Genomic DNA, 19,720 nt, shown 5'->3' on the forward strand with positions numbered 1-19,720 from the left:
TCGCGTGCTGTACTAGCTATTTTCATACCATAATTTGAAAAATACCGAATAACAGAGTAGAAATGATAGCAAGTACAAAGCCAATCACTGTCTCATAAGGAATTAAGCGTAGCCGTTCTTTCATTGCCATGTTAATGCTACCACCCGTAGCGTGGAAAAAGCTTCCGTGCGGCATATGATCAAACACAGTCGCACCCGCATGTATCATTGCCGCCGCCGCTAGTGAGCTTACACCAAGTTCAACGATTGTACTACCAAATACAGAGCTTGCTACCACCGTACCAGCTGTTGTAGAGGCTGTTGCCAATGACATTAACGCACCGCTAATCGGCGCCAACAGGTACGCTGGAAGACCAGAAGCAGTCAAGGCAGAAATAATGACACCTTTTAGTTCTGAATTGGCGATAATTCCGGCAAGTGTTCCCGTTCCAATCAGCATAATAGCTACACCTGACATCTTACCTAACCCATATATGGCGTACTGATTCACTTTTTTTACGCGTCCCATAGCAATTGCTCCTACAAGTCCCCCCAAAGGTAAAGCAATTAACGGATCAATATTGATATCAAATAGAGGTCGCAAAGCCAGTAAAACAATGGCTGTAAGCGGTGCCAACATTGCCGTTCCAAAGCTTGGAAGCTTACTTCTATCAACTTCACTACTTTCGTTTGCCGCTACTTTGCTTCCTTTTTGCGACAGTCTTTTTGCAATCATGTAGGTCACAGCCACTCCAATGAGAGCAGGAATAATTCCTGCTGCCATCACAGAAGTCAATGGTACGTGGAATGTGTCGGCCGCCGCGATAGTATTGGGGTTAGGTGACATGATATTACCAGCTTTTCCTCCTCCAATCATCGCAAGCAAAATACCCATCTTCGATATATCAGCTCGCTGCGCGATCGCCAAAGCAATCGGAGCTACGGTAATTACTGCTACGTCAATAAAGACACCCACCGCAGTCAGAATCATCGTTGCAATGGCAAGGGCTAGCAACGCTCTTGTTTCGCCTACTTTTTTTACAATAGTCTCAGCGATTGTGGATGCTGCTCCCGATTCAATTAGTACCCCAGCCAAAACACCTGCTGCGAGGATACGTAAGACAGCCGGTATAACACCCTTGGTTCCCTCAATCATAAGGGTAACGGTATCCGGTAAATTAACTCCGCCGATGACACCACCAATCAAGGCACCAGCAATCATTCCATAAGCAGGCGGCACTTTACGCAAAATAAGAACGATGGCTACAATCAACGCCGCTAATGCCCCAAAAACGCTTACGGTTACATCCATGAGTGACTCCTCCTTCTGACTTCAGCTCTATTTGTATGCTTTCTATCTCTCGTCTATATCATAGCGCTTTCATGTAAGCGGATTCATCAGCCACAAAAACAAAACTCCCGCCTGACGGACAGGGAGTTTTTGTTCATTTGCACAATAGGCTCCTTTCGATTGGTAGAATTGGAATTTGTTCCTTTTTTATGTTTGTTTATTTTTAAGCTTATAGAGCCACATAGCAAATTGTAATGATAGGAAGTCACTGATTCTTTTGGGATCCTTCCCTGTGATGTCATAAATGCGTTGCAGTCGGTATCTAAGCGTATTACGGTGAATGACAAGCCGCTTTGCAATCCGATGCAGTTCTCCCTCTTCCTCCATATAAACGTGAAGAGTTTGCTGAAGCTCTCCACTTTTATCCTGTGTTATGAGATTTTTATACACCTTGATCAACTCTTCTGATTTCCAAGATTCCTGTACGGAGACCATCAGCGTTTCATTTAAAAAATCATCATAGTAATAAACGGTTAATTCTGGAGCCATCGCTTTACCAGCTACTAATGTATCCCGAGCAGACTCATAGCAATAGCGTAGCCCCTCTACACCTGAAAAAGCTTTTCCAACTGATATTTTAATAGGCGTAATGAGCTGATTTTTTAGCAATTGTAATATTTGCTCAACACCTTCACAAATCGCTTCCTTATCCCGATAATGGCGTGATTCCTTTACTAAAACAATTTGTTTTGAATTCTTAATGGCCATCATTTCAATGGTATCACGCAGCTCCAATAAGCCAACCATTTGACGTAAGGTCGTGTAGGCACTATCGTCAGAAATCCCGATATCCACTAATTCAATGACAACCGCCACTCTCTTAATGGATAAATCGATTTGCAGCCGCCTTGCCTGTTCCTTCCATAAAAAACAATCCTGATGGTCTGAATGTATGATGGACAACAAAAAATCTTCCCGTAATCGTTTATCCAGCTTGGCCTGCTCTAGTAAGTAGGATTGCTCCAGAAACATCTCTGCTGTCATTTTGACAAGCTCTCCATACTTCGTCACCTCACGTGGATCACCGGTAATACCAATTACGCCCACTATTTCATTTTGGAATTGGATAACTAAATTGGTTCCAGCCTGAACACCAACCAGACGCCTTACATCTTCCGGATACACCTCAAAGCGGCCTCGGCGCTCTATAGCAATAACCGCGCCTTCATGTTTTTGATGTAATCTATTTTTATCTCCAGAGGCAATAATGTAACCTCGCTCATCCATTACATTTACGTTATAACCAATGACCTTCATCATCCGAGTAACAATATCCTGCGCGAGTTCTTGTGTGACTTGCAACACTCTGGCCACTTCCTTACCTGATCGATGTTTTTTTGCTCCATTATTATCTTATAAAAGAAGACTAGTAGCAAAAAACCACCGGCTAAGGCTCTCGCCTCTTTCGATGGTTTTTTAAACATATCTACATAATATTAAGCAAAGAAGAAATAACGTAGATACACATATATGTGAGATATGATCAACGTAATAATCGTGATCGGGAAAGCAACCTTGAAAAACATCCCAAAGCTAATTGGGTATTTCTCTTTCGAAGCCATTCCTACAACAATGACGTTTGCACTAGCTCCGATGATCGTACCGTTCCCCCCTAAGCAAGCGCCAAGGGCCAGACTCCACCATAGCGGCTCCAAATTTGTAATTCCAAGGCTTCCCATCTCTTTAATCATAGGGATCATTGTCGCTACGAATGGAATGTTATCAACAAAGGCAGATGCAATTCCACTCATCCACAGTATGATAATAGATGTTTTCAATGTATCGCCCTGTGTAAATTCGATTGCTTTTTCAGCTAGGGAAGCTATAACACCTGTGTTTACCAGACCAGATACCAATATGAACAATCCGGCAAAGAAGAAGATTGTGTTCCATTCTACTTTCAGCAAAGCTTCCTCTAGATAATGCTCTCCTGTTAAAAGGAGTAATAAGAACGCGCCCACTAATGCAATCGTAGCTGATTCTAGATGAAATACACCATGCAAACCAAAGCCAATAATCGTTAAGGCAAGCACTGTTAATGATTTTTTTAATAAAGTAGGATTCGTTAGCTCCTGCTTTTCATCTAGTTGCATCAGTTTTTGCTGTAATTCTGGAGTTGTTTGTAATCCTTTTCGATAAACAAGTAACAAATAAATAATGACAACGACTAAAATAATAGCGATGACTGGAGCCATGTGTATGAGGAAAGCCATAAAGGTCAATTCCGGTACAGCGCTCCCAATCATGATATTTGGCGGATCACCAATCAGTGTTGCGGCTCCCCCTACATTTGAGCAAATGATCTCACTAATCAGATAAGGAATCGGGTTTACATTCAACTGACGTGCAATACTAAATGTGATAGGCACCATGAGTAGAACGGTTGTTACGTTATCCAGCAAAGCTGATGCCAGAGCCGTAATTAAACTTAATGCAATCAGGATTTTAACCGGATCGCCCTTTACCGCTTTAGCGGCTTTAATGGCTACGAAGGTGAACACACCAGTTTGTGCTGTTATGCTCACGATGATCATCATTCCGATTAATAAGCCTAATGTATTAAAATCAATATGATGAATTCCTTCCTCCTGGGTAACGATACCCGTGAGGATCATGAGCAATCCCCCTGCCATCGCAACAATTGTACGGTGCAGTTTTTCGCTGATAATAAAAGCGTAGGTAATGAGAAAAATCGCAATTGCTAATAATGCTTGATTATCCACTTGATAACCTCTCTTTCTTTCCCCTGAAGTTTATTTTGTTATATTATCCAAAAGCTGGATGTAAAAAACGACAAAAAGAGCCCATCAAATGACAGGCTCCTCCATAACACATTCGTATCAAGTTATATCCTATAGAATAACGGCATTTTGATCATTTGTAAAGTAATTTATCACCAAGAATGAATAGGCCCCTTCAGCTTGATCTGACCCGTGAGCGTTACATCATAGCCCCCGATAGCCTGTAGTTCTTGTTTAAAAGCTTCACTTTGTAGCAATTTCAGGAGACTGTTTATCCAATAATGACTTTGTTCCGTGACCAGCATAACTAGATCATAGTGCTCTTGAATTAAAGGAATAAACTCCACGTCTACAATTCTTGCAGCTTTTTCAATGCCAATCCCTACATCAGCGGCTCCTCTCGCGACTGCCGTTGCGACTGCTAAATGACTATGCTCTACATGATTAAAATACCCAGATAGTCTGGCTGGATCAATCTGATGAAGACGCAGTTGCTCATCTAATAAAACCCTTGTTCCAGAACCAACCTCTCGATTGACTATTCTGACTCCTGACTTTTGTAAATCAGACCACGCCCGTAGCTGTAAGGGATTCCCCTTTGCTACATATAGACCTGCTTGGCGAGCCATCATATGAACAATCAGATATGGTCGACCTGTTAATACGCGCTGTACATAAGGCAAATTGTAGGTCCCGCTGTCACCGTCAAAAAGATGTGTACTCACAATCTGCGCTTCTCCTCGATAAAGAGAGACCAAGCTATTTAAGCTTCCTTGGTAGGAACGAAGCGCTCTTATACTGCCTGTCTCCTTTTCTAGCTGAGAGGCTAACAAATCTAGTGCCATGTCCTGTCCACTAATAATAATGGATTGAATCCCACCAGACGATGGTTTATCTGCTGCGATAGGTTTTCCTACTTGTGAAAAGGAGGGGGTGTTAGCAGCTTTTTTCGATTTTGTTTTTAGCTTGTAGGATTCCAGATCGCTTGCATCTACTCGCATCTGTCTACCAACACGATAAGCAGACAGCTCTCCCTTTTTTATGAGGTCATATACTGTCAGCTTGGATACTCGCAAAATATTAGCAACCTCTTCAGTCGTATAGGAGATGTTTTGCGTCATTGATAGCCTCCTTTTCAAGTATTAAATCTTTACTAGTAAAAATATCTTATCATAACTAGGAATCCAAGCTATAATGTTCTTAATTAGTTATATCTAAATATAACTAATTATAACTACTTATATCGAAGGAGAGTCTTTCATGTTAACATCACGCAAGAAAAAACGCTTCCTGAGCAGTTTGGTCAGCTTCTCCTTATTACTTGCTACTGTAGGCTGTTCTACTCCGGCTCCATCAGCCACTCAACCTACTGGTGATTCGAAATCCCCGCAAACCAAAACAGAAATCTTTGTGTCTGCTGCAGCAAGCATGACCGATGTGCTACAAGATGTAAAAAAAGAGTATGAAACTAAGCATCCTGAAATTACATTGACTTATAACTTCGGTGGTTCAGGTAAACTTGCCAAGCAAATTGAACAGGGAGCCCCAAGCGATCTCTTCATCTCCGCTAGTTCCAAGGATATGAAGACGTTAAAGGATAAAAGCCTGATCATCGAGGATTCCCAAACTGAATTAGTTACGAATGAAATGGTATTAATTGCTCCTAAAGAAAGTACCATCTCCATTGATTCATTTGAGAAAATAACACCCGAAACAGGTAAGCAGTTTGCGATTGGTGAACCAAGCTCTGTCCCAGTCGGTCGTTACACAGAGGAAGCCTTGACAAAATTAGGTCTGTGGGAAAAAATGAAGCCGAACATGGTGTATGCAAAAGATGTTCGTCAAGTTCTAACCTACGTTGAGTCAGGTAATGCGGAGTTGGGTGTCGTATATAAAAGCGATGCACTTACATCTGATAAGATCAAAATCCTAGCAACTGCCAAGCAAGATTGGCATAGTCCTATTGTCTACCCGGCCTCCTTGGTAAAAGCTACACAGCATCAAAAGGAAGCTCAAGAATTTTTAACATTCCTAACCACTGATTTTTCGAAGGCTGCCTTTGAGAAATACGGTTTTCATCCTGTAAAATAAGCGATTTTCAAGCTTACATATGGGCAAAGCAAATTAAAGTGAGGGTACTTTTTTATGCCTGACATCTCTTATTCCCCGCTCTACCTGTCATTGAAGGTAGCGGGGATTTCGACTATTGTTGTATTTATCAGCGGATTATTTATCGCCTATTGGTTCTCGCGTCGTCAATTTTTTGGCAAAAGCATTCTCGAAGCATTGTTTCTATTGCCTCTCGTGCTTCCTCCCACTGTCGTAGGCTTTGGTCTGCTTCTACTGTTTGGTAAAAACGGGTTAATCGGAAAATTTTTATTGGAGGCTTTTCAATTTCAAATTGTATTTACTTGGGTAGGAGCGGTGATCGCTTCTGCTGTTGTCTCGTTTCCCCTGATGTATCAGGCCGCCCATGCCGCCTTTCAAAATATGAATCGGCGCTATGAGCAAGCCGCTATTATGCTTGGTGCTTCTACTTGGAGGGTCTTTTGGACTGTCACGTTTCCGTTATGCTGGCCCGGGCTTTTGGCTGGACTTGTTCTTTCCTTTGCCAGAGCGCTTGGTGAATTCGGAGCAACACTCATGCTAGCTGGTAATATTCCTGGGAAAACAGAAACACTTCCGATCGCCATCTATTTTGCCGTGGAGGGTGGACGTATGGAGATCGCGGCCTTTTGGGTCGCTATTATCGTTGCCATAGGCTTTAGTACCATACTCTGGCTTAACTGGTGGAGTAAACATACATTAAATCGTCATACGCAGTTTAAAGATTAAAAAAGTCACTTTACGTAGATGAGGTATTTCCATGCTACAGGTTCAGATCATGAAACAACGTACGCATTTCGCATTAGAAGTATCATTTACTGTTCATAACGAAATTGTTGTCCTGTTTGGCCCATCTGGTTCAGGTAAAACCAGCATTCTGGAATGTATCGCTGGATTGCTCACACCGGATGCGGCTCTAATTTCATTACATGGACAAGAACTATGCACTCCGGTAAGTAGCGTTCCTCCCCAGAAACGAAATATCGGCTATGTCTTTCAGGACTATGCCTTGTTTCCTCACATGACTGTTGAAAAAAATATTTTATACGGGATTGATTCAAAAAAACAGGCTGTAGACAAAGCCTTCCTAGAGCAAATCTGCGAAACGCTCGGGATTCGTCATCTGTGGAAAAGCTTTCCTACTCATATCTCAGGCGGAGAAAAGCAACGGGTAGCATTGGCCCGCGCTCTAGCAGTCAAACCAGCTTTATTGCTTTTAGATGAGCCTCTCTCAGCCCTAGATCCTGCAACAAGAGCAGAGTGTCAGGACGAATTGCTTCGCCTGCATCAGCTCTGGAATATTCCCGTCTTATTAGTCACACATGATGAGGCAGAAGCGTACAAGCTGGGAAATAGAATCTTACGCTTACGTTCAGGAAGGATAGAAGAGGAGGTATTGCTTCAACCTCCCGTATCCGCTACTCGTCAAAAAAGCTGAGGTAGGAGCCCGCCTACATCAGCTTTTTTAATAAACAGACACATTTAATTGGAGAATTGCTTAAAAGCCTCTCCACACCTTCCGTTTTAACACAGGTGCATAATGCCATTCTTCCTCTTCTGACATCTCCTGTAGGGTATTGCCTAGCGCGTTCATTTTACTGTCAATTTGGTCAAGATAGTGGAAAATAACAGCAGTAGGTGTCTTACCTGACACAGCGCTTCCCCATCCCATTTCCAAATCGCCATGATGACTTAAAATGCAATGCTTCAGATGCAATACTTCACTATCATCTAATGGAATAGCTAAGTCTGTACATGCTTTCGTCACCATTTCTACTCCCATGACCAAATGACCAATCAACTGTCCTGGAGTGGTATATTCTGGGGCTACCGGATCAGATAACTCATACAGCTTGCCAATATCGTGCAAGATGCAGGTGGTCAGCAGCACATCACGGTCTACCTGTGGATATAGCGGCAGCAAGCGTTTGCCCAAATCTAATAAAGAGACTACATGTTCTAATAAGCCTGAATAATAATGATGATGCATTCGAACACCCGCAGGAAAAGAGCGCATCCGTTCATACACGTCTTCCTTCCCGATCAGATGTGAGATAATCGCTCTCAATGTAGGGCTTTGAATATCTGATATATGACTCTCCAGCCGTCCCCATAATTCATCTACAGCATATTTGGAGGTAGGGACTAGCGATTCCATTACAACCTCGTCCGCAGGAGTAGCGTGACGTACACGTTGAATGACTAATTGCTTTTTACCGCGATACATTTGTACCTGTGCATCAATTTTAATAATCGATTTTACTTGAAGATTTTCTTTAAGCTCATCGGTAACATCCCAAATCTTTGCAGGCAAGCTGCCAGATCTGTCACCAATCTCTAGATTCATATATTCGCTCTGGTTACTAGCAACGCCAATCTCTCTACTTTTAACGAGACAAAAGGCGATTACGCGTTCTCCCTCCACATAATCAGCCAAAAATTTCATACCTAATTCCCCTTTGTTTTGTGGAATAGGAGGGCATCAATCCTCTTCAAGATATGAGTCCCTACTAATTCATCCGCTTTCGAAATAACATCCGTAATCACCTGTAGCAGGTTTTCTTTCCCGTTCCAATGCTCCTGGACGATGACCTGCTCCGTGCTGCTAAGAATCTTGTGTAAGGCATATACCGCTAGCACTATATCATCTAAATAACCAATAGGGCCTATCAAAGCCTCAGGAATTAAGTCTACAGGCGAAATAAAGTAAGCAACGGCAAGCGCTGCTATAGCCTTCGCTCCCGTAGCCACTCGCTTGTCCACCAGCAATCTGGCCAAAAGCACAAATAGATCAGGAGCAAGTAAAAGATATGGAGTAGAACCCTCCGGCATACCTTTGCTACGAATGAACTTCTCCACTTTTTCTCTTAGCTTATCATAAAATCGTTGATGATTTTTTGGTATCAGTATAATTTGCTCCTCATTCATTTGGTTTTCCTCCTGCTCTTTTTTTCCGAACGCGTTGATACACATATGCCCCAAGAACCACTGCGATAAAGATAAGAAGAATCCAAATGGTCACTTTTTTAATAGCCAATTGAAAGACTCTCTCCCAGCTCTCACCTAAGATGAAGCCCAAGCTAACAAACAAAGCAGTCCAAAAAGCCCCTCCTGCATAGGCTAAAATAGCAAAAGTACGAAAACGCAGCTCTGTGATACCCGCAAAATAAGCGGTATATTGACGAATCCCTGGCAAAAAATAGCCAATGGGAATGGCCCACTTCCCAAAACGTTGAAACCATTCTTCCGTTTTTTTATACATTCGATACCCTTTTTCGAAACGCTTCAAGTATTTATCTATAAAAGGATGCCCCAATTTAAATCCAATCCAATAAGCTGCTGTCATCGCACTTATGGAGCCTAGATAGCAGACTAAAAAGGTTGGTAGGAAATGCAGATCTCCCCTAGATACCAAAAACCCCGAAAACACCAAAAGCGTCTCCTCAGGAACAGGCAAGCCAATCAAGCCAAAAAAGAATAGTCCATAGAGAGCAAAGTATCCATATTGTGAGATATATCCACCAAAATGATTAATAAATTCATTCATTCAGGTCTTCCCTTTCCTTTCTCTATATATCGTGCCAAATCTTAGCAAGTAAGTTCAAGTTATCTTTTCTACCCAATATGACGTCCTTGACCACTATTGGTTGCATATTAATGCTCAACCTGCCTTGTTCTTATTGGGCTCTCATAAAAAAGAAAGGAACCACGCTCCATGATGCGCTGGTTCCTTTTCTGAGTTTATTCCGCTTGTTGGTTGCGAGCAAATGCATTGCGTTCACGGAGAACTACCATAATTTCGCTAACCGTATGTTTGTCATAAATCATCGCCATGACATGTTCAACGTCTTCTTTTTCTAAACCGGTCGCGATTAGACTTTCTTTTAAAAGTACGTCGTTATTGCGACGGAAATAGGATTGCAACGTTCGCAATACACGCCCTTCAAAATGCGTCTTTAACAATAGTTCAGTCGTTGACATTACCTTCCACCTCATCCTACAGTATAGAAACTATTATCTCCCAAACTGCCCAAGGAATCAACCTTCTGTCCATAACCTTATGTATTGCCAGCTTTAAAGGATATATATACTTCTCTTTAAACCCAAAAGAGGCCACATAATTTCTTGTGCCTCTTTTGCATGTCATTATTTGGTTGTATCCGATGGACATGTTGTCAGCATCTCTTCTAACACCTGAACATCATTTTCTAAACCACGAATATCTTCCTCTAGCATTTTAAGCAAATGCTTTTTATCCCGAAGCATTTTTCGTGTTTGATCTAGGCGCTCTTGCATATCAAAAACACCGATATACACTATCGTTTCCCTCCCTATGTAAGATCCAACGAACCACCTTACATCATATGCAACGACAGCATATTGTTTCCATTTTCTTTGCCATCAGGACTGATATTTTTCTAATTCTGCACGCAGCCGTTTTATTTCTTGACGCATTGCGGCTTTTTCCAATCGTTCCATTTCCTGATCTAAACCTTTATCATAGTTTGCTTTTTCATAGAAAGGTTCTTGGTGAAATCCTGATGCAAATTCAGGCTGTGGACGCTGATAGCGTGCCTGCTCCCACATGGGCTCCTTGGGCATGATGAAAGCGAGCAAGAAGTACAGCAATAGTGGTACCCCTGTAAAAAAGGTGACAACAGCGGTTACCAAACGAAGCAATGTCGCATCAATTCCTAGATAAGCAGCGAAACCGCCACAAACCCCAAAGATTTTTTTATCAGATTGGGACCGATAGATACGATTCATAATAGGCGCATCCCCTCTCAATATATATACCTGTTCTTGATAATACTAGGATATCGAAATCAGCTTTTGTTCAAAACTGGCTGGAGTGGGATTTTTCCTCCGTCTACAGGCGGAGACAGGCTTGCATAAAAAGAATCAGGTTGCTCACGCTATTGAAGAGGTGATCCATGTGAGTAAGAGAAAAGCGATAACCGTATTGCTTATCAGTACGTTAGGATTGTTGTCTATAGCCGGTTGTAATAGGAGCCATACAAGTCAAATTCAAGGTGTACCGACTAGCATTAAATCTAATCCGCATGTCTATTTTTTACAAAGCCATCCCCAAACAGCAACAAATCAAAATAACTTTACACCGTATGGAATGCCGGTTAATTCAGGGAGTGGCACAGATTATGATCTGATTGTCAGACCTGAATCCGTGTCCGATTACGGAGGTCTGTTTGGGACAAAACAAATCATTTTGACGAATAATTCAAATTCACCCTATCAAAAATAACAGCAGGCTTTAGAAAAAACGGTGCGTAAGGGTGTTTTAAAAAGCCATATATGGGTACAAATAAATTAGTATTTTTTGTTCAAACAAAAAACGCTAAGGACTCCCTCAGCGCTACACTTGTTTTGGCGTATTATTCTTCCTCTTTAGGTATGAAAGTAAATATCTCACCTGTTTCAAAGGAACGGATCAATTTTTCTAACCACTTATAATAAGACAGCGCATGCTGCATTTTAAGCATGTCACCCTTAATTAAATTGTAGGCTTGAGGATTATCTCCGTACTTATCTAACAGAACTTGTAGTTCTCTGAGGGACTTGTGCAAATGATGCACATTGCTTTCCATTGATTTGCGCCAACGTATCGAAAAGTAATCACCCAGATTTTGATGCCAATCTGGTTCCGTTTCATAAAGATCTTTACGAGAACCTTTGCTCCAAACTTTGTTGACCATTTTCAGATCAATCAGGGTGCGCATTCCAGTGCTCATACTGGTTTTGCTCATCCCCATTTGCTTGCCCATTTCGTCAAGAGTAACTGGCCCTTGCGAAAAGTACATCATGCCATACAAATGACCAACAGATTGGGTCACTCCAAATAAATCCATGTTTTTACCAACCGTTTCAATCATACGATGGCGCGTTTTTTGAACGGCAACCTGAAGCTCTTCAGGAAGTCCTTCAAATTCATCCATTGTTGCTTACCTCCTAGGACAGGTCAAACTTCATCTTTCATTATATCGATTTTATTGTAGGAGGCAACCATACCCTAGTAAAGGACTGGGTATAGGTGAAATTTTACGAAAAATGGAGTATACTGTACATAAAGTGCGTAAAGTTTTTTCTGTACGTACTTGATCAAGTTATTTCCTGTTTGCTCTTGTTCATACATTTTTCATACACTTACCGGAGCGTTTCGTTACAAAATTGAACGTTTTCTCTGGGAGCAAAAGAAAGAATTTACCAGAAGAAGGGAGTGTCTTCATGCCAATTATTGAAGTCAAAAATTTAACAAAAGTATTTGGCCGTGATCCAAAAAAAGCCATCCCCCTGCTCAAAGAGGGCTGGACAAAAGAAAAAATCTTCAAAGAGACAAAAATGACGGTTGGGGTAAATCAAGCTTCTTTTTCGATAGAGGCCGGAGAAATATTCGTTATAATGGGGCTGTCGGGTAGCGGTAAATCCACATTAGTGCGACTATTGAATCGTCTAATTGAGCCAACAGATGGCCATGTGTTTATTAATGGAAAGGACATCGTATCCTTAAATCAAGAAGATCTTCGCGAAGTTCGACGTAAAAATATTACAATGGTTTTCCAAAAATTTGCTCTCTTTCCACATCGTACAGTTTTAGAAAATGTAGAGTATGGTTTAGAAGTATCGGGAATACCTAAAGCAAAAAGACAAGAAAAAGCAATGAAATCGCTTGAATTGGTTGGTTTAAAAGGCTGGGAAAACTCCTTACCTGATCAGCTTAGCGGCGGTATGCAGCAACGTGTCGGTCTTGCTCGCGGTTTAGCCAATGATCCTGATGTTTTGTTGATGGACGAAGCGTTTAGTGCTCTTGATCCTTTGATACGCAAAGAGATGCAAGATGAGCTCTTAGAATTACAAACAAAAATGAAAAAAACCATTATTTTTATCACGCATGATTTGGATGAAGCATTACGAATTGGTGACCGTATTGCCTTAATGAAGGATGGAAATGTCGTCCAGGTTGGAACACCGGAAGAAATTTTGACCAACCCGGCTAATAAATATGTAGAACGCTTTGTAGAGGACGTAGACCTGTCCAAGGTACTTACAGCTACTCAAGTTATGAAACGCCCCGAAACGATTACCTTGGAACGCGGACCACGTGTTGCTTTGCAATTTATGCAAGAACGCGGGGTATCGACTTTATATGTAGTCGACACCCACAAACGTTTACTTGGGGCCATTACTGCTGATGATGCCGTTCAGGCAGTTAAAGAGGGGAAAAAGCTGGCAGATATTCTAATAAAGGAAGAGGTTCCTACTGTCTCCCCCGATACAGTGCTCAATGAACTATTTGATATCGTAAGCTCTACCCGAGTTCCTGTAGCAGTAGTAGATGGGGGAAATCGCTTGCAGGGAATTATCATCCGCGGAGCCGTACTAGCCGCACTCTCCGGCAACACAGAAGGCGGTGAAACAGTATAATGAATATGTTTAAAATTCCTTTAGGTTCATGGATTGAATCATTAGAAGCGTGGTTTGATGCTTCCTTTGGTCCTTTATTTGCAGTAATTAGTGCTATTATCGGCGGGTTGGTTAGCGGTTTTGAGTGGCTATTTATGAATATTCCTGCTCTGCTCTTTATCGTGTTGTTCTCCCTGATCATTTATTTTGTAGCACGCTGGAGAATGGCTCTCTTTTCTTTATTGGGCTTACTCCTCATATACAACCTTGGCTATTGGCCACAAACAATGATGACGTTAGCCCAGGTCCTAACGGCGGCCATGATTTCCATTCTTCTTGGGGTGCCGATTGGGATTTGGTGCGCAAAAAAAAATACGGCTCAAAGCATTGTCACACCCATTTTAGATTTCATGCAGACCATGCCAGCATTCGTATATCTGCTGCCAGCGGTTACGTTCTTCTCACTCGGCGTGGTACCAGGTGTTATTGCTTCTGTTATCTTTGCGATTCCTCCAACTATTCGACTAACAAATTTAGGGATTCGACAAGTACCTGAGGATTTAGTAGAGGCAGCAGATGCATTTGGTTCTACACCGATGCAAAAATTAATCAAGCTCCAATTGCCATTAGCCATCCCTTCCATAATGGCTGGGATTAACCAGACGATTATGCTATCGCTGTCGATGGTTGTTATTTCATCCATGATCGGGGCACAAGGCTTAGGTTCAGATGTTTACCGTGCCGTTACGCAAACAAAAACCGGCGTAGGCTTTGAAGCCGGGATTGCTGTTGTTATTCTAGCGATTATTTTGGATCGATTTACCCAAACGCTCATTAAAGGACAAGAGAAGAAATCTGCAAAGCCTGCGATAAAATATCGTAGACCTTTCATTTTAGCCTCAATCGCCATTTTAATTATTTCTAGTATCGTAAATGGTGTTGCTGGTAATGGTGGCACTGCCAAAAACATTACCCTTTCCTATGTAGCATGGGATTCTGAAATTGCTAGTACGCATGTAGTAAAACAAGTGTTAGAACAAAGGTTAGGTTATCAGGTTAATATGTTACAGGTCGAAGCAGGTCCAATGTGGACAGGCGTTGCGACCAAGAGCGCTGATGCCCTTGTTGCTGCTTGGCTACCGAAAACGCATGCTAGCTTCTACGCTAAAAACAAAGATCAAGTAGAAGACCTAGGGGCAAATTTAGAAGGTACACGACTTGGTTTGGTTGTTCCAGAATATATGAATATCACGTCTATTGATGACTTAAGACGTTCTGATATAAAAGATGCTACGAAAGCAACAATTATTGGGATTGAGCCTGGAGCTGGTCTGATGTCAGCAGCTACTAAAATGCTACAGGATTATCACCTAACAGACTGGACTTTGATGGAGGCTTCATCCGCGGCAATGGCTACTGAGCTACAAAAAGCCTACAGCCAGCAAAAGCCAATTGTTGTTACAGGCTGGACACCACATTGGATGTTCGCCAAAATGAAATTAAAGTATCTTGACGATCCTCAAAAATCATTTGGAGAAGACGAACAAATCCACACGATCGTCCGCTTAGGATTGCAAGAGGACTTACCAGATGCTTATCAATTCCTGCGCCAGTTTAAATGGACTCCAGAAGATATGGCGCAAGTAATGGTTCGTATTCAGGAAGGCGTCGAGCCCGATGATGCTGCCAAGGAATGGGTTGACGCTCACCCAGAAATAGTAGAAAAATGGCTAGCAGGCATTGAACTCAAATAATACAAAAGGCATCCTCACAATCAGAGGGTGCCTTTTTCCTATTTATCAATATTTTTTAGGATCGTATACAGGTCGAGGATGATCAAACAATTCGCCTAACGTGGCGTACGTATGCCCAGCTAAACGGCTAACAGGAGCAAATTTTTCAGCATCAATTTTTCCGTTAAAGTACATAGAATCATCTATATGCACATGTACAACCTCGCCAATGATTAAATCGGAAGCGGCAGGCTCACCTAATGTAACAATCTGATGTAGCTTGCATTCAAAATGAATGCGAGATAACGCTAACCTCGGTACTTTGATTGCCTGAGAAGGAGTCAGATCAAGTCCTAGCGCCTCTACCTCGCTTTGATCCGCTGGAAAGTCGGCTGAGGTTTCATTTACCAACGCAACATTATGCACATCTACTGTGTTCACGACAAATTCCTTTGTTTCCGAGATATTCCGAGCTGTATCCTTCATTACCTGCCCTGGTTTTCGAGAAACCGCTATGGAAATCATCATCGGGTCAATGCAAGCAACATTAAAATAACTAAATGGGGCTGCATTTACCACACCTGCTGGATTATGCGATGTAACCCAGGCAATCGGACGCGGAATGATGCCACCTATCAGTAATTTATATTTTTCCTGTCTCTCTAACTCGCTTATTCGTAGCTCCACACGCCATGCCTCCTTTTTCCCCTATTTCTTTACAGGTAGCCAGCTATACATATAAGCTGTATCTTCTAGTGCGAGCGCCTGCCTTGTTGCTTTTAACGGACGGAAAGTATCTAGCATGACCGCTAATTCCTTCGTCTCTTTTTTACCAATGCTTGCCTCAATCTTACCTGGATGCGGTCCATGTGGAATACCCATGGGATGCAGAGTTATGGAGCCTTCTACCACACCTTTGCGACTCATAAAGTTGCCATCCACATAATACAGGACTTCATCGCTCTCAACATTACTGTGGTAATATGGTGCTGGAATAGCCTCTGGATGATAGTCATATAAACGGGGGACAAAGGAACAAATCACAAAATTCTGACCAGCGAATGTCTGATGAACTGGAGGTGGCTGATGCACGCGACCCGTTATCGGTTCAAAATCATGAATACTCAGCGCATAGGGGAATAAATAGCCATCCCATCCAACCACATCAAACGGATGAAAATCAAATGTATAGCTATATAATGTGTGATTTTGTTTGACTCGAACTTCAAAGCTCCCTTCCTCCACATGTGTTTCCAATCGTTCCGGTAATCGTATATCCCGCTCGCAAAATGGAGAATGTTCCAACAATTGTCCATGCTCGTTTCGATAACGCTTAGGCGGAACAATTTCATTTTGAGATTCAATCACAAGAAAACGCGTATCCTCCGTTGAGGGTACAATTCGATAAGTCGTACCAATCGGGATAACTAAATAATCGCCCGGTCGATACGTAATGGTTCCAAAGATGGTTTGAAGCTCTCCCTCGCCCTTATGAACGAAAACGACCTCGTCTCCTTCCGAGTTACGATAATAATAATCCATTCCCTCAGTTGGCGAACAGACACCCATTACCACATCATCATTTCCCAATAAGTAACGACGGCCTACTATAGGGTCTCCCCCTTGTGGAGCATCGAAGCTCAGAAAGTGCTGGTGACGTAACTCCTCGCGTTCCACATATTGCATATCAATTGTAGCTATTTTCTTTACTTCCGTCACTTGTGTTGGAGGGTTGTGATGATACAAAATGGATTGAATCCCAGAAAAACCTTTTGTGCCCATCAGTTGCTCACGGTACAGCTCACCATTTGGCTTAAAAAATGTGGTATGGCGTTTTTGCGGAACCTCGCCCATTTTTACGTAAAATGGCATGAAACATTCCTCCCTTATGCTCCTATAATAGTATTTCGCAGAGTACCTAGATGATCGATCTCCAATTCAACAACATCTCCTGGCTGTAGCCAATTGTATTGTTCTCCACCACCTAATTCTAATAAGCATCCGCTGCCTACTGTACCGGAGCCAATAACATCTCCAGGGTACAAAAAACAAGCTTCGGAAGCACGCGCAATCATTTGAGCAAATGTATAATAGATATCTACAAAATTTCCGCGCGAGTATTGCTTGCCATTTATCCTTGCTGTCATTTGCAAATCATAACGATTTCCATTTGAGGAGGGAATCATACGACCGCCTAGCTCATCAGCAGTAACCAACCAGGGGCCTGTAGAGGTTGCAAAATCCTTAGCCTTAGCAGGTCCAAGTCCCACTTTCACTTCCTCACGTTGAATGTCACGCGCACTCCAGTCATTTAGAATCATAAAGCCGGCAATATACTCATCTGCCCTTTCTATGGGGATATCTATCCCTTTTTTACTAATGACACAGGCAATCTCTAATTCGTAGTCAAGAGACTTTGTTTGCTTAGGCTTAGTGATATTGGCTTCTGTTCCGATAAATGCGGCCGGATTTGAAAAATAAAAGACAGGTAACTGATACCACTCTGGAACCATTTCAAGACCTCTACGCTTTCGACACATCTTTACATGCTGCTCAAATGCATAAAAGTCTCGAAAGCTGGGGGGGCGTGGAATAGGAGCACCTAACTGTATCTCTTCCAAAGGAATCATATCTTTATGCTCGGTTAGCTGTTGTTCAAGTAAACATGGGTACCATTTGTCCCATTCATTTAATAAGCCCTGCATGGTTGATGGAGCCCCTTCCACTGTATCAGCTATGTCCATAACTTTCTTCCCCACATACAAGCCAGCCCGCCATTCGACCTGATTTTCTACCGTTGTGATCTCTTTTTTTCGTTGATAGCTAACTAGCTTCACGACTTCACCTCCCATTTTTTTCATAAACAAAAAAACCAGTTGCACATAAAGCCACACAAAAAAACCAAAAGGAATACTCCTTTCAAGTCACTTATTGTATGGCAGTATGAACAACTGGCTTATGTTTACTTGACCGAGAAAAATCTTTTTAAGATTATCCCCCATAAACACCCAGTGTCACTCTGCTATCTTTTTAACTACTAAGATAACTTAGACCTGCTGTTTACCTTCCAAATATCGATCCAATGCAGAGCGGAGAGCTTGAAGCACTGTTCCTTGTGTCGGTACCAAAGCACGCTTACGAATGGTTGCCTGCAGCTTCTCCCATTCTGCTGGCAGGTATGCACCGATCACCAAGCCCCGAATAAATTCTTCATTTAACCCCATTAAAAAAGTAAATGATGCATCAACCACAAGGTCTGTTCGACTATCCATCACTAAAGAACAGGCAAACATCTTTTGGCTATCTGTCAAAGGTGTTCCCTTAGGCAGTTGGGCAAATCCTGTGGCTAAAATGTAAGCATCGTCTGTATAACGAGGCAGGGGCACATTTGTCATGATCCCTTCCCCTCCTTCTTCCATAATAAAGCAAACGAATCATTTTGACCAGAACTATTCTGAACATTCTACGATTTTCTGCATATCTTCTGGAAGTGGCTCTGTTAGACATATTTCCTCACCAGTACGCGGATGTTGAAAGCGTAGCTCAAAGGCATGTAATGCTTGTCTGCCAATAAGCTCACGCCTTCCCCCGTATAGATCATCTCCAAGCAATGGATAACCTAAATAACTCATATGGACACGTATCTGATGGGTTCGTCCAGTTTCTAATTGTAGCTGAATATGACTTAGATCATCTGTGCTTTTCAACACCTGATAATGTGTCACCGCCTGCTGTCCATCAGGGCGAACCTCACGCTCTATTATGGATTCCTCTTTGCGGCCAATAGGTGCGTCGATTACTCCACTTTGCGGGGTTACACGTCCATGAACGAGGGCTTGGTAACGTCTTTTTAGGCTTCGATTTTTTTGCATACGTGAGAACCGATCATGGGCCCACTGATTTTTAGCAATAATAATTAGCCCAGTCGTATCCTTATCCAATCGGCTCACTGGACGAAATTTACGACGTTCTCCCTTTTGTTGCCAGTAATGGATGACACCATTTGCCAAGGTTCCTGTCACATGCATGCCAGTTGGATGGACTACTATTCCAGGAGGCTTTGCTAGTACCAAAACATCCTCGTCCTCATATCGGATCTGTAAATCCATTGCCTCAGGCTCAAGGTTTTCAGATTCTTCCTCATCCATCCAGATTGTAATAATATCTCCTGCTTCTACAATTCGTGTTACAAAAGCAAGTTCTCCATTTATCTGTATCTCACCGCTGAATTTAGCCCGGATCAACAGCTTGCGAGATATCTCATAGTCTTTTTGTAGGACCTCTCGTAAACTGCGCCCTGCTTGTTGCTCGCTTGCATGAAAACGTAATAACAGCTCTTTCATATTTGTATCCTCGCTCTGAGAAATGATTACCGTTAGTATAGCACAAAA

22 protein-coding genes are annotated in these 19,720 nt (G+C 42.2%); 6 read left to right on the forward strand and 16 right to left on the reverse strand.

The window, feature by feature from the left end; all coding sequences use genetic code 11:
* Positions 1-22: 22 nt before the first annotated feature.
* From BRLA_RS18415 to BRLA_RS18430, 4 genes are all read right to left on the reverse strand, one after another.
* On the reverse strand, positions 23-1,291 hold the full coding sequence (locus BRLA_RS18415) for a GntP family permease (protein ID WP_003338715.1): 1,269 nt from the start codon (positions 1,289-1,291) through the stop codon (positions 23-25).
* Positions 1,292-1,477: 186 nt separating this feature from the next.
* On the reverse strand, positions 1,478-2,635 hold the full coding sequence (locus BRLA_RS18420; RefSeq protein WP_003338714.1) for a sugar diacid recognition domain-containing protein: 1,158 nt from the start codon (positions 2,633-2,635) through the stop codon (positions 1,478-1,480).
* Between the two features lie 131 nt (positions 2,636-2,766).
* Positions 2,767-4,053, reverse strand: a complete 1,287-nt coding sequence (locus BRLA_RS18425; RefSeq protein ID WP_003338713.1) for an ArsB/NhaD family transporter — start codon at positions 4,051-4,053, stop codon at positions 2,767-2,769.
* A gap of 170 nt (positions 4,054-4,223) precedes the next feature.
* Entirely contained in the window at positions 4,224-5,192 is a 969-nt protein-coding gene (locus BRLA_RS18430) for a substrate-binding domain-containing protein (protein WP_003338712.1), read from the reverse strand.
* 139 nt (positions 5,193-5,331) lie between these two features.
* On the opposite strand from BRLA_RS18430, the gene modA reads away from it, so the two are divergent.
* Genes modA through BRLA_RS18445 form a run of 3 tightly spaced genes read left to right on the forward strand, consistent with a single transcriptional unit; the run spans position 5,332 to position 7,615 of the window.
* A complete protein-coding gene (gene modA, locus BRLA_RS18435; protein ID WP_003338711.1) occupies positions 5,332-6,162 on the forward strand; it encodes a molybdate ABC transporter substrate-binding protein in 831 nt (276 codons plus the stop codon).
* Between the two features lie 54 nt (positions 6,163-6,216).
* Positions 6,217-6,906, forward strand: a complete 690-nt coding sequence (modB, locus tag BRLA_RS18440) for a molybdate ABC transporter permease subunit (protein ID WP_003338709.1) — start codon at positions 6,217-6,219, stop codon at positions 6,904-6,906.
* Between the two features lie 31 nt (positions 6,907-6,937).
* On the forward strand, positions 6,938-7,615 hold the full coding sequence (locus tag BRLA_RS18445) for an ATP-binding cassette domain-containing protein (RefSeq protein WP_003338708.1): 678 nt from the start codon (positions 6,938-6,940) through the stop codon (positions 7,613-7,615).
* Positions 7,616-7,675: 60 nt separating this feature from the next.
* Here the strand turns inward: BRLA_RS18445 and BRLA_RS18450 are convergent, their stop codons facing one another.
* The 6 genes from BRLA_RS18450 to BRLA_RS18470 all read right to left on the reverse strand — a co-directional run bounded on the left by BRLA_RS18450 (position 7,676) and on the right by BRLA_RS18470 (position 10,944).
* Positions 7,676-8,623, reverse strand: coding sequence for a 3'-5' exoribonuclease YhaM family protein (locus BRLA_RS18450; RefSeq protein WP_003338707.1), 948 nt, complete (start codon positions 8,621-8,623; stop codon positions 7,676-7,678).
* 2 nt (positions 8,624-8,625) lie between these two features.
* Positions 8,626-9,105 carry a YkvA family protein gene (locus BRLA_RS18455; RefSeq protein ID WP_003338706.1) on the reverse strand — a complete coding sequence of 160 codons (480 nt, stop codon included), beginning with the start codon at positions 9,103-9,105 and terminating at the stop codon, positions 8,626-8,628.
* Complete coding sequence (locus tag BRLA_RS18460) at positions 9,098-9,724, reverse strand: DedA family protein (protein ID WP_003338705.1); 627 nt, start codon at positions 9,722-9,724, stop codon at positions 9,098-9,100. Before BRLA_RS18460 ends, BRLA_RS18455 begins: the two co-directional genes overlap by 8 nt.
* Positions 9,725-9,918: 194 nt before the next feature.
* The gene (locus BRLA_RS18465) at positions 9,919-10,158 is read right to left on the reverse strand and encodes a hypothetical protein (protein WP_003338704.1); all 240 of its coding nucleotides are present in this window, start codon (positions 10,156-10,158) and stop codon (positions 9,919-9,921) included.
* Between the two features lie 165 nt (positions 10,159-10,323).
* On the reverse strand, positions 10,324-10,494 hold the full coding sequence (locus BRLA_RS24380) for a hypothetical protein (protein WP_003338703.1): 171 nt from the start codon (positions 10,492-10,494) through the stop codon (positions 10,324-10,326).
* An 84-nt stretch (positions 10,495-10,578) separates the two neighbouring features.
* Entirely contained in the window at positions 10,579-10,944 is a 366-nt protein-coding gene (locus tag BRLA_RS18470; RefSeq protein WP_003338702.1) for a PspC domain-containing protein, read from the reverse strand.
* A gap of 169 nt (positions 10,945-11,113) precedes the next feature.
* Here BRLA_RS18470 and BRLA_RS18475 point away from each other — a divergent pair, with 169 nt between their 5' ends.
* Complete coding sequence (locus BRLA_RS18475; RefSeq protein WP_233882577.1) at positions 11,114-11,440, forward strand: hypothetical protein; 327 nt, start codon at positions 11,114-11,116, stop codon at positions 11,438-11,440.
* 130 nt (positions 11,441-11,570) lie between these two features.
* On the opposite strand, the gene BRLA_RS18480 is transcribed toward BRLA_RS18475, so the two are convergent.
* The gene (locus BRLA_RS18480; RefSeq protein WP_003338700.1) at positions 11,571-12,131 is read right to left on the reverse strand and encodes a GbsR/MarR family transcriptional regulator; all 561 of its coding nucleotides are present in this window, start codon (positions 12,129-12,131) and stop codon (positions 11,571-11,573) included.
* Between the two features lie 289 nt (positions 12,132-12,420).
* Here BRLA_RS18480 and BRLA_RS18485 point away from each other — a divergent pair, with 289 nt between their 5' ends.
* The gene (locus BRLA_RS18485) at positions 12,421-13,617 is read left to right on the forward strand and encodes a quaternary amine ABC transporter ATP-binding protein (protein ID WP_003338699.1); all 1,197 of its coding nucleotides are present in this window, start codon (positions 12,421-12,423) and stop codon (positions 13,615-13,617) included.
* The gene (locus BRLA_RS25055) at positions 13,617-15,350 is read left to right on the forward strand and encodes an ABC transporter permease/substrate binding protein (protein WP_003338698.1); all 1,734 of its coding nucleotides are present in this window, start codon (positions 13,617-13,619) and stop codon (positions 15,348-15,350) included. Before BRLA_RS18485 ends, BRLA_RS25055 begins: the two co-directional genes overlap by 1 nt.
* 45 nt (positions 15,351-15,395) lie before the next feature.
* On the opposite strand, the gene BRLA_RS18495 is transcribed toward BRLA_RS25055, so the two are convergent.
* From BRLA_RS18495 to BRLA_RS18515, 5 genes are all read right to left on the reverse strand, one after another.
* Positions 15,396-16,016, reverse strand: coding sequence for a flavin reductase family protein (locus BRLA_RS18495; protein WP_003338697.1), 621 nt, complete (start codon positions 16,014-16,016; stop codon positions 15,396-15,398).
* Positions 16,017-16,037: 21 nt separating this feature from the next.
* The gene (locus BRLA_RS18500) at positions 16,038-17,201 is read right to left on the reverse strand and encodes a homogentisate 1,2-dioxygenase (RefSeq protein WP_003338695.1); all 1,164 of its coding nucleotides are present in this window, start codon (positions 17,199-17,201) and stop codon (positions 16,038-16,040) included.
* A 14-nt stretch (positions 17,202-17,215) separates the two neighbouring features.
* Positions 17,216-18,166, reverse strand: a complete 951-nt coding sequence (locus tag BRLA_RS18505) for a fumarylacetoacetate hydrolase family protein (RefSeq protein ID WP_003338694.1) — start codon at positions 18,164-18,166, stop codon at positions 17,216-17,218.
* Positions 18,167-18,376: 210 nt separating this feature from the next.
* Positions 18,377-18,724, reverse strand: coding sequence for a DUF3870 domain-containing protein (locus BRLA_RS18510; protein ID WP_022586467.1), 348 nt, complete (start codon positions 18,722-18,724; stop codon positions 18,377-18,379).
* 54 nt (positions 18,725-18,778) lie between these two features.
* A complete protein-coding gene (locus BRLA_RS18515) occupies positions 18,779-19,672 on the reverse strand; it encodes an RluA family pseudouridine synthase (RefSeq protein WP_003338692.1) in 894 nt (297 codons plus the stop codon).
* Between the last annotated feature and the right edge of the window lie 48 nt (positions 19,673-19,720).

It is taken from the genome of Brevibacillus laterosporus LMG 15441 (genome assembly GCF_000219535.2).
Taxonomy (GTDB): domain Bacteria; phylum Bacillota; class Bacilli; order Brevibacillales; family Brevibacillaceae; genus Brevibacillus_B; species Brevibacillus_B halotolerans.